11 protein-coding genes are annotated in these 9,437 nt (G+C 73.8%); 5 read left to right on the plus strand and 6 right to left on the minus strand.

The window, feature by feature from the left end; translation table 11 throughout:
- Window positions 1-116: 116 nt before the first annotated feature.
- The 3 genes from ACFWUY_RS22740 (at window position 117) to ACFWUY_RS22750 (ending at window position 1,966) form a co-directional block, all read left to right on the plus strand.
- On the plus strand, window positions 117-1,004 hold the full coding sequence (locus ACFWUY_RS22740) for an aminoglycoside phosphotransferase family protein (protein WP_384111663.1): 888 nt from the start codon (window positions 117-119) through the stop codon (window positions 1,002-1,004).
- Between the two features lie 88 nt (window positions 1,005-1,092).
- Complete coding sequence (locus ACFWUY_RS22745) at window positions 1,093-1,572, plus strand: GNAT family N-acetyltransferase (protein ID WP_384111667.1); 480 nt, start codon at window positions 1,093-1,095, stop codon at window positions 1,570-1,572.
- 10 nt (window positions 1,573-1,582) lie between these two features.
- Window positions 1,583-1,966: a hypothetical protein gene (locus ACFWUY_RS22750; RefSeq protein ID WP_384111670.1), complete on the plus strand. Its 384-nt coding sequence runs from the start codon at window positions 1,583-1,585 to the stop codon at window positions 1,964-1,966.
- A gap of 22 nt (window positions 1,967-1,988) precedes the next feature.
- Here the strand turns inward: ACFWUY_RS22750 and ACFWUY_RS22755 are convergent, their stop codons facing one another.
- Window positions 1,989-2,987 (minus strand): zinc-binding dehydrogenase, encoded by a 999-nt coding sequence (locus ACFWUY_RS22755; protein WP_384111673.1) that lies wholly within the window; start codon window positions 2,985-2,987, stop codon window positions 1,989-1,991.
- 133 nt (window positions 2,988-3,120) lie between these two features.
- Entirely contained in the window at window positions 3,121-4,284 is a 1,164-nt protein-coding gene (locus ACFWUY_RS22760; protein WP_384111679.1) for a phytoene desaturase family protein, read from the minus strand.
- A gap of 125 nt (window positions 4,285-4,409) precedes the next feature.
- On the opposite strand from ACFWUY_RS22760, the gene ACFWUY_RS22765 reads away from it, so the two are divergent.
- Window positions 4,410-5,084, plus strand: a complete 675-nt coding sequence (locus ACFWUY_RS22765) for a pentapeptide repeat-containing protein (RefSeq protein ID WP_384111684.1) — start codon at window positions 4,410-4,412, stop codon at window positions 5,082-5,084.
- 35 nt (window positions 5,085-5,119) lie between these two features.
- On the opposite strand, the gene ACFWUY_RS22770 is transcribed toward ACFWUY_RS22765, so the two are convergent.
- From ACFWUY_RS22770 to ACFWUY_RS22785, 4 genes are all read right to left on the minus strand, one after another.
- The gene (locus ACFWUY_RS22770; protein WP_384111685.1) at window positions 5,120-5,620 is read right to left on the minus strand and encodes a hypothetical protein; all 501 of its coding nucleotides are present in this window, start codon (window positions 5,618-5,620) and stop codon (window positions 5,120-5,122) included.
- A 148-nt stretch (window positions 5,621-5,768) separates the two neighbouring features.
- Window positions 5,769-6,974, minus strand: coding sequence for an FAD-dependent monooxygenase (locus tag ACFWUY_RS22775; RefSeq protein ID WP_384111687.1), 1,206 nt, complete (start codon window positions 6,972-6,974; stop codon window positions 5,769-5,771).
- A gap of 104 nt (window positions 6,975-7,078) precedes the next feature.
- Complete coding sequence (locus tag ACFWUY_RS22780) at window positions 7,079-7,699, minus strand: response regulator transcription factor (RefSeq protein WP_015035223.1); 621 nt, start codon at window positions 7,697-7,699, stop codon at window positions 7,079-7,081.
- Window positions 7,699-8,811, minus strand: coding sequence for a sensor histidine kinase (locus ACFWUY_RS22785; RefSeq protein WP_384111702.1), 1,113 nt, complete (start codon window positions 8,809-8,811; stop codon window positions 7,699-7,701). Before ACFWUY_RS22785 ends, ACFWUY_RS22780 begins: the two co-directional genes overlap by 1 nt.
- A 357-nt stretch (window positions 8,812-9,168) precedes the next feature.
- Between ACFWUY_RS22785 and ACFWUY_RS22790 the strand changes: the two genes are divergently transcribed.
- Window positions 9,169-9,437 (plus strand): heme-binding protein (locus ACFWUY_RS22790; RefSeq protein ID WP_384111704.1); only part of this gene is annotated, 269 nt, incomplete at its 3' end.

Genomic DNA, 9,437 nt, shown 5'->3' on the forward strand with positions numbered 1-9,437 from the left:
TGCGTGGGCGGGAGGTTACCCGGGGCCCCGGCTCCCTGGATACGGGGGCTTCGGCGGCGGTCCCCCGGTGGGGGCCGGCCCAGGTCGGAGGGTGCGTGGGTCCCTAGGGTAGGGGGATGGTTCATGTCCCGGAGGAACTGGCGGCGTCGCAGGCGAAGTGCAACGGGGAGGCCGGGCGGGCGTTCGTCGCCGCGCTGCCGGGTCTCGTCGAGGAGTTCCTCGACCGGTGGGGGCTGCGGGTCACGGGCCCTTCGATGCACGGGGTCGCCTCCCTGGTCCTGCCCGTCGAACGCGTGACGGACGGCACGCCGGCCGCACTGAAGACGCAGCTCCTCGACGAGGAGACGGAGGGCGAACCGGTCGGCCTGCGCGTCTGGGACGGGGACGGCGCGGTACGGCTCCTCGACCACGACCCGGGGACCGGCACGATGCTCCTGGAGCGGCTCGACGAGACCCGGCCGCTGACCTCCCTCGCCGACACCCGGGAGGCGATGGACGTCGTCGCGGGGCTGCTCGCGCGACTGGCGGCCTTTCCCGCGCCGGAAGGACTGCGGGGACTCGGCGACATCGCGGCCCGGATGCTCGCCGGGGTCCCGGACGCGGTCGTACGCCTCGGCGCGGAGGACGCGGCGGTGCTGCGGGACTGCGCGGCGGCGGTACGGGAAGTGGCGGGCGACCCGGGCGACCGGCTGCTGCACTGGGACCTGCACTTCGGGAACGTCCTGGCCGGCGGGCGCGAACCATGGCTGGTGATCGACCCGAAGCCGCTCGCGGGCGACCCGGGCTTCGAGCTGCTGCCGGCGCTGATGGACCGCTTCGATCCGGACGACGTCCTGTGGCGGTTCGACCTGCTCGCCGAGGTCGTCGGCGACCGGGGGCGGGCGGTGGCGTGGACGCTGGGCCGGGTCCTGCAGAACGGCCTGTGGGACGTCGAGGACGGCGAACCGGGCCTGGACGACGAGCAGGTGGCGGTCGCGCGGATCCTGCTGAAGGGGAGGGCGTGAGGGGCGGGCGCGAGGGGAGGCGGGGGTGAGGGGGCGGGTGTGACGGAGTCGTTCGTCAGGGCGCCTCCTTCCTTGGCAGGCTTGCCCCATGATTCGTACCGCCACTCCCGCCGACGTTCCCGTCATCCACGCCCTGATCCGCGACCTCGCGGAGTACGAGAAGGCCCTCCACGAGGTCCGTACGACCCCCGAGCAGCTTCACGAGGCCCTCTTCGGCGACCGGCCCGCCGCCTTCGCGCACCTCGCGACGGACGAGGCCGGTGAGGCCGTCGGCTTCGCGCTCTGGTTCCTCAACTTCTCCACCTGGCGCGGTGTGCACGGCATCTACCTGGAGGACCTCTACGTCCGTCCGGAGGCCAGGGGCGGCGGCCACGGCAAGGCGCTGCTGCGCGAACTGGCCCGGATCTGCGTCGAGCGCGGTTACGAGCGGCTGGAGTGGTCCGTACTGAACTGGAACACGCCGTCGATCGACTTCTACGAGTCCCTCGGCGCCCGCCCGCAGGACGAGTGGACGGTCTACCGCCTGACGGACGGGGCGCTGGCGGAGCTGGGCGCGGGCGGGGTGTAGGAAAGGGCCCATGGATACGGACACGAACAGGGACATGGGTACGGGCATGGGTACGGACACGGTCGCGGGCGTCGAGCAGCGGTTCCAGCGGATCACGGCCTTCATCGAGGCGCGGCTGACGCCGCTCTTCGACCCGGCGAACGGGAGCGACCACGGGTTCGGGATGGACGACACCTCCCGGGCCCTGCGTGCCACGCGCTACACCGTCCAGGCGGCGGCGGCCGTCAGCGGCCTCGTCGAGAAGCGGGAGTCGGCGCCGGAGCTGCGCCAGGTCGTGGACCAGGCGCTCGAGCAGAACTGGGACGTGCTGCGTTCCATCGCCCGGATGTGGGAGGACCACCCCGACTTCCTGAAGGAGTTCAAGGCGCACTCCTGGGACGTGGTCGGGGTCTGACCTCCCGAAGGAAGGCCGGGCCTCACGGCACCAGGACCACCTTGCCCGTCGTGCCCCTGGTCTCCAGGGCGCGGTGGGCGCCCGCCGCGTCCGCGAGGGGGAAGCGGTGGACCGCGGGGCGGAGGGCGCCGGTGGCCGCGGCTTCGAGGGCGGCGAGTTCGAGGTTGCGGACGTCGCCGCCCGCCTTCTGGATCATGACGGGGCCGAGGACGGACTCCGAGGTGATGCCGCGGGCGGCGAGTTCCTCCGGCGTGAAGGTGAGCGGTTCGCCGTCGTGGAGACCGGCGCCGGACCAGCCGAAGACGACGTGCTGCCCGCCCTCGCCGAGGAGGTCGACGGCGGTACGGCCGGTGTCGCCGCCGACCGAGTCGTAGACGACGGTGGCGGTGCGCCCGCCCAGGTACGCGCGGACCTTCTCCGGCCAGTCGGGCTCCTTGTAGTCGACGGCCAGGTCGGCGCCGTTCGCCTGGACGAGGGCGACCTTCGCGGGGCCGCCCGCGAGGCCGATGACGGTGGCGCCGGCGTTCTTGGCGTACTGGACGAGCAGGGTGCCGATGCCGCCGGCGGCGGCCGGGACGATCGCGACCGAGTCGGGGCCGAGTTCGGTGAACTGGAGGATGCCCAGGGTGGTACGGCCGGTGCCGATCATGGCGACGGCCTCCGCCTCGCCGAGGTGGTCGGGCAGGGCGTGGAGGCGGGCGGCGTCGGTGACGGCGAGTTCGGCGTACCCGCCGGGGACCATGCCGAGGTGGGCGACGACCCGCTTGCCGAGCCAGGCCGGGTCGGTGCCGTCGCCGAGGGCGTCGACGGTGCCGGCGACCTCGCGACCGGGGACGGTGGGGAGCGCGGCGGGTGCCGGGAAGGGGCCGGTCATCCCCTGGCGGAGCGCGGTGTCGAGCAGGTGCACGCCGGCCGCCGCGACCCGGATGCGGACCTGGCCGGGACCCGGGACGGGGTCGGGCGTCTCCTCGTACGTGAGGTTCTCGGCGGGGCCGAAGGCGTGGAGGCGGATGGCGTGCATGAGGGGTCCCCTGTCGTCGTAGTACGGATGGCCGGGTGTCGGGTGCCGGGTGGCGGTGGCGACGGGGTAAGCCTCTGACCTCAAGCATGCTTGAGGTCAAGGCGTGTTTTTCTTCAGGCGCGTTCAGGTGGGTTCAGGCGCGCTTCAGGGCGGGGCGGTTCGCGCGCAGGGCCAGGGACACCGCCTCGACCGCGCTCGTGAACGACACCTCCGACAGCACGCCCGGCGCCGCCACCTGGTCGCCCACCAGGTACACGCCGTCGCCCCGGTCGACGGCCGGCCGGTCGCGCCAGGTCGTGCCGGGCCGGTCGACCGCTCCCGTACGCCCCTGGGACACGGACTCCCGCCGCCACACCGTCCGTTCGCGCCAGCCGGGGAAGCCGAGGTCGAGGAGGCGTTCGGCATGGGCCACGCCGTCCGCCCTGGTCGCTCCGGGGCCGATGGGCAGCTGGGCCTGGATCAGCTGTTCCCCGGCCGGGGCGAGCGTCGGGTCCTGGGCCGTGAACCGCTCGATCCAGCCGGGCGCGTCCAGGTCGGAGATCACGAACGGGTCCCCCTTCCGGCCGCGCAGCGCCAGGTCGAGCAGGAGCGTGCGGCCGCTCTCCCAGGTCAGCGACGGGTCGCCGAGGAGCCGGGCGGCGGCCGGCAGGGAGGTGGCGACGATCACCGGCCCCTCGCCCACCGGAAGGTCCTCGACGCGCGACGACGTCTCGATCCGTACGCCCGTCTCCCACGCGCGCGCGACCATCCGCTCGATCAGCCGGCCCCAGCCGCCCCGCACGTAGTGCGCCTCGGGCGGCAGGGCGGCGGCCCGGTGCAGCCGCTCCTGGACGAAGCGGGCGGAGAGCGCGCCGGGGTCGTGGTGGAAGAGCGCGACCCCGGCGTACGCGGCGGCCACGCGCGCGGTCCGCTCGCCCGCGAGGCCGGAGGCCCAGGTGTGGAAGTCGAGGTCCACCGGGGCCTTCTCGGCGGTACGGAGGGTCTGGCGCAGGAAGCCGAGCGGCGGGGTGCGGCGCAGGGCGCCGGCGCGGTGGAAGCGGAACCGGAGGCCCTCGGCGGCCGGCAGCGGCGCGAGCGGGCCGAGGAGACCGCGCTGCTCGAGCCAGGTCCAGTGGGGGCCGCCGGCGTAGAGCGCGTGCGGGCCCTCGTTCGTGCGGTACGTGCCCTCGGCCGTACGGGCCCGGCCGCCCGGGGTCCGGTGGGCCTCGTGCACGGTCACCCTGAGGCCGGCCTCGGCGGCGGTGATGGCCGCGGTCAGTCCGGCGAAGCCGCCGCCGATGATCGTGAGCTTCCGCATGTCCGTCTCCCGTACGTCCGTCTCGGTCGCGCCGGTCGCGCGACCGGCCTTGTACGGGGGACGGGAGACGGGGGTGCGTTCGTGACATCGGGGGCGTTGTCAGTGGCGTACCTCACCATGAGGACATGGCGACGACTCGGAAGAAGAAGGCGGCCGTGGCGGGGGCGCGGCGGCCGGAGGTGCGGCTTCCGCCGCTGCGGGCGTACGAGGGCGGGCTCGAGCCGGACGGGGACTACGACGGGCTCGAACTGGCCGGGCTCGACCTGGCGGGGCAGTCGGGGGAGGGCGCGCGGTTCCTGGACTGCGCGCTGCGCGAGTGCGGGCTCGACGAGGCGCGCCTGTCGGGGGCCCGGTTCCTCGACTCGGTGCTGACGGGCGTACGGGGGGTGGGAACGGTCCTGGCCGGGGCGCAGCTGCGGGACGTGGAGGTGGTGGACGCGCGGCTCGGCGGGACGCAGTTGCACGGGGCGGTGCTGGAGAGAGTCGTGGTGCGGGGAGGCAAGAGCGACTACCTGAACCTGCGGGCGGCGAAGCTGAAGGACGTCGTCTTCGAGGGGTGTGTGCTGAGCGAGCTCGACTTCGGGGGCGCGGTGCTCGAACGGGTGGAGTTCGTGGACTGTGTCCTGACGGGGGTCGACTTCAGCGGGGCGCGCCTCAAGGACGTGGACCTGCGAGGGGTCCAGCGGCTCGGGATCGAGCGCGGGGTGGAGTCGCTGGCGGGGGCCGTGATCTCGACGGCGCAGCTCCTCGACCTCGCGCCGGTGCTCGCGGCGCGGCTGGGGGTGCGGGTGGAGGGGTGACGCCCGGCACCCGCCCCGCGGCAGGCCCTGGGGGCCTACGGCAGGCGGGGGAAGCGAGCCTGGAGGGACCAGATGGCCGGATTGTCGGCGAGGCCCTCGTGCATGTCGGTGAGGTCGGCGATCAGGTCGTGCAGGAAGTCGCGGGCCTCGCGGCGCAGGAGCGAGTGGCTGAAGGTGAGGGGCGGCTCGTCGCCCGGCATCCAGTCGGCCTCGACGTCCACCCAGCCGAAGCGGCGCTCGAAGAGCATCCGGTCCGAGGACTCGGTGAAGTCGAGCTCCGCGTACTGGGGCCGGGAGGCGCGGTTGCCGCGCGGGTCCTGGTCGAGCTGCTCGACGATGTCGCACAGGGCCCACGCGAAGTCGAGCACCGGCACCCATCCCCAGGCTGTGGACACCTCGCGGTCCGCCTTGGTGTCGGCGAGGTACACGTCCCCGCAGAACAGGTCGTGGCGCAGGGCGTGGACGTCCGCGTGGCGGTAGTCGGTCTGCGGCGGGTCGGGGAAGCGACGCGAGAGGGAGTAGCCGATGTCGAGCACGGAACCGATGGTGTCACGCCCCTGGCCGCGGTTCACACGCGACGACCAGGGTCGGACGGTCCCGGCGTGCGTGCGATGACCGCGTCCGGACGAGCCTCTGCCCGGACGTGGTTCCGAGGGGCCGGGCGGGGCGTGCCCGGCTCGAGGGTCAGCGGCGGCCGTGGACCGCTCGGGCCACGCGGGGGCCCAGCCAGCGCTTGAGGCGGCGCAGTGGTTCCAGCTGCCCGGCCGCGCGGTCGATCCGGTAGTACAGCTGCGGCGGGATGTGCGGGAGCAGCGGCGAGTGGCGCTGGCCCAGGAGCGCGAACATCCGGGCCGGCTCCAGGCACATGTAGCGGGGGAGGTTCTCGTACCACTGGGCGCTGTAGCGGGCCGCGCTCTGCGCGGAGACGAGTTCGGCGCGGCGCCGCTTCCCGTACGTGGTGAGGGCCGTGTCGAGGTCCGTCGCCGACCGCAGGGCGTCCGCGAGGGCGAGCGCGTCCTCCAGGGCCAGGGTGGTGCCCGCGCCGATCGAGTAGTGGGTGGTGTGGGCGGCGTCGCCGAGGAGGACCAGGTTGCCGCGGTGCCAGACCCGGTTGGTGAGGGTGCGGAAGGTGAGCCACTGGGCGGCGGCGTCGGCCCGGTCCCGGCCGATCAGCTCGTGCCCGTCGAGGAGGTCGTGGAACAGCTTCTCCAGGAGGTGCAGGCTGTCGGCCTCGCCGCGCGTGTCGAGGCCGAGGCCCGTCCACGTCTCCGGGGAGCACTCGACGACACAGGTCGAGCGCTCGCCGCTGAACCCGTAGGCGTAGCACCAGATCCAGCCGTGCTCGGTCTCCTTGAAGGCGAAGCTGAAGGAGTCGAAGACCTTGGTGGTGCCGAGCCAGATGTACTGGTTGCGGCCGTTGGTGACCTCGCTGCCGAAGTGGTCGGCGTGTGCCTCGCGGAGCACGCTGTGCACGCCGTCGGCGGCGACGACCAGGTCGGCGCCGGCCAGTTCGGGGGCGTCCGCGCCGGGGACGTCGTGCTCGAACTCGACCCGTACGCCGAGTTCCCGGGCCCGGTCGGCGAGCAGCGTCAGCATCCGGCGCCGCCCGATGCCGAAGCCGGCGTCGCCGCGGTGGACGGTCCGCTCGTCGCGGACGATCGCGACCCCGTCGGTCCAGGTCACGGAGGCGTCCTCGACGGCCGCCGCGGACACGGGATCGCCCGCGCGCAGCTTGTCCAGGAGCCCGGCCCAGTACGTCACGCCCCAGCCGTACGTGGAGCCCGCCGGGTTCCGCTCGTACACGGTGATGTCGTGGGACGGGTCCTGCCGCTTCAGCAGGATCGAGAGGTAGAGGCCGGCGGGTCCGCCGCCGACGATCGCGAGCTTCACGTGCGCTCCACTGAGACGAGCCCGGAGGGAACCGGGCGTGACACCGTGCGGTCGGACGGTAGCGCACAGTAGCAGTGGTGGTGCGGTCGGGGCGGGAAGTCGGCCTACGGCAGCAGGCGCCGTTCCTTCGCCACCGCGACCGCGCCCGCGCGCGTGTCGACGCCGAGCTTCGCGTAGATGCGGCCGAGGTGCGTCTTCACCGTCGCCTCGCTGATGAACAGGGCCCGCGCGATCTCGCGGTTGCCGAGACCCCGCCCGAGCTGGCCGAGGATGTCCCGCTCCCGGTCGGTGAGGCTCGGCCCCGCCGCGCCCCGCATCCGGTCCATGACCCGGCTGGCGACCGGCGGGGACAGCGCGGTGCGGCCCTGGGCGGCCGAGTGGATGGCGGCGAACAGCTCCTCGGGCCGTTCGGCCTTCAGGAGGTAGCCGGTGGCGCCCGCCTCGATCGCCCGCGTGATGTCGGCGTCCGTGTCGTACGTGGTGAGGACGAGGACGTGGACGCCGGTGGGCGCGATCCGGCGGGTCGCCTCCACGCCGTCGATGCCCGCCCCGAGCTGGAGGTCCATCAGGACGACGTCGGGCTTCAGCTTCGCGGCCATGGCGACGGCCTCCTCACCGCTGCCGGCCTCGCCGACCACCTCGATGTCGGGCGTGCTGCCGAGCAGGGCGAGCAGCCCGGCGCGGACGACGACGTGGTCGTCGCAGAGGAGGATCCGTACGGACATCACGACTCCAGGGAGAGCGGGATCGCGGCCGAGAGCACCGTGCCCTCGCCCGGGGTGGACTCGACCGTCAGGGTGCCGCCGAGCTGCTGGGCCCGCACGCGCATCGCGGGCAGTCCGTGGCCGCGTACCCCGCCGGGCTTCTCGACGGGGTCGAAGCCGCGGCCGTCGTCGGCGATGTCCAGGACCACCTGGTCGTCGAGGTACGTCAGGGTCAGGGCGGCGGAGTCGGCGGCGGCGTGTTCGCGGATGTTCGCGAGGGCGCCCTGCGCGATCCGGAGGAGCGCCGACTGCACTCGTTCGGGCAGGGGCACCGCGGCCCCGTCGACCCGGAAGGCCGCCGACTCGCGGGTGGCGAGGCCTCGCAGGGCCTCTTCGAGGCCGCCGCCCTCGGCGAGGTCGGCGGGCGCGAGGTCGTGCACGAAACGACGGGCCTCGGCGAGGTTGCGTTCGGCGATGGACTCGGCGGTACGGACATGGCGGCGGGCGGTCGCCGGATCGCTGTCCCAGGTGCGGTCGGCCGCCTGGAGCAGCATCTGCTGGCTCGACAGACCCTGCGCCAGACTGTCGTGGATCTCCATGGAGAGCCGCTGGCGCTCGGCGAGGGTGCCCTCGCGGCGCTCGATCGCGGCGAGCTCGCGCCGGGTGCGGATCAGGTCGTCGATGAGCGCCCGCTGACGTGCCGCCTGCCGGTCGGAGTACACGAAGACCCCGGTGGCGATGGCGGCGACGGCCGGCGGCGCGACGATCAGGTTCGGGTCCCAGCCGCCGTGGGCGAGCTGGACCTGCGCGAACACCACGAACGCGGTGAGCAGCGTGACCAGGCCGAGGGCGGCGCGCGCCGGGAGGGTGCGAAGGCCCGTGTAGAAGAGCGGCACCGCGCACCAGGCGAAGCTGGGCGCGAGGACGACGAGGAGGATCCAGACCGCGACGACCGTGCCCAGCCAGGCGATCCGGCGGGGCGCGGCGCGGGTGCCGACGACGGGGCCGAGGAGGTAGAGCGAGGCGAGGGCGCCGGAGAGGGCGACGATCCAGGGGCTGCGGTCCTCCCAGGGGTGGCGCAGCAGGAAGCGGGCGAGGGAGGCGCCGAGGAGGAGGAAGAAGGCGATGTGCATGACCCGCGCCAGCCAGGAGGCGTCGGGGTCCGGCTCGGTCTCCGCGGGGCGGACCGCGTGCCTGCCGTTCTGTGCCTTCGGCCGTGTCACGTTCCCGCCTTCCCGCCGTGTGGCCCTTGTGTCCCTTGTGGCCCTGTGACCTGGGGATATCTGTCCATCCTGGCCCGGAGGGACCACGGCGGCATCAGCCGATCGGCTGACCCAGCCGTCCTCCAGTGTGCGCGAGCAGGGCAGCCGGACCGTGGACCGAATGGCCCGGGTTCCGGCCACAGGATGGATCTCGGAGCGAACGAGGCGGACGAGCCGCCCCACCGCTCGGCCGACCTCTCGCCTCACCTCACCCTCACGGAGTCCCCCATGAAGAAGATCCTCTTCGGTGCCACCGCCGCCGCCGTCATCGCCGCCGGTACCTTCGGCGCGGTCTCCGCGAACGCCTCCGCCCCGGCCGCCGCCCCCGCCGCCGTGGTCCGTGCCGACGCCGGCAACGCCAACCTCCAGCAGTCGACGCACCTGACGATCGAGGCCGCCACCAAGGCCGCGCGGGCGACCCTGGACGCCGCCGAGAAGGAGAACCAGCGCGTCTCCGTCGCCGTCGTCGACCGCAACGGCAACACCCTCGTCACCCT

Origin of the sequence: Streptomyces sp. NPDC058664, from assembly GCF_042716635.1 — a bacterium.
In the GTDB taxonomy this organism is placed as follows: Bacteria; Actinomycetota; Actinomycetes; order Streptomycetales; family Streptomycetaceae; genus Streptomyces.

Bases quoted from the DNA above. Each gene is read 5' to 3' on its own strand.
- ACFWUY_RS22740 (WP_384111663.1), top strand. From the start codon at position 117: ATGGTTCATGTCCCGGAGGAACTGGCGGCGTCGCAGGCGAAGTGCAAC.
- ACFWUY_RS22745 (WP_384111667.1), top strand. From the start codon at position 1,093: ATGATTCGTACCGCCACTCCCGCCGACGTTCCCGTCATCCACGCCCTG.
- ACFWUY_RS22750 (WP_384111670.1), top strand. From the start codon at position 1,583: ATGGATACGGACACGAACAGGGACATGGGTACGGGCATGGGTACGGAC.
- ACFWUY_RS22755 (WP_384111673.1), bottom strand. From the start codon at position 2,987: ATGCACGCCATCCGCCTCCACGCCTTCGGCCCCGCCGAGAACCTCACG.
- ACFWUY_RS22760 (WP_384111679.1), bottom strand. From the start codon at position 4,284: ATGCGGAAGCTCACGATCATCGGCGGCGGCTTCGCCGGACTGACCGCG.
- ACFWUY_RS22765 (WP_384111684.1), top strand. From the start codon at position 4,410: ATGGCGACGACTCGGAAGAAGAAGGCGGCCGTGGCGGGGGCGCGGCGG.
- ACFWUY_RS22780 (WP_015035223.1), bottom strand. From the start codon at position 7,699: ATGTCCGTACGGATCCTCCTCTGCGACGACCACGTCGTCGTCCGCGCC.
- ACFWUY_RS22785 (WP_384111702.1), bottom strand. From the start codon at position 8,811: ATGCACATCGCCTTCTTCCTCCTCCTCGGCGCCTCCCTCGCCCGCTTC.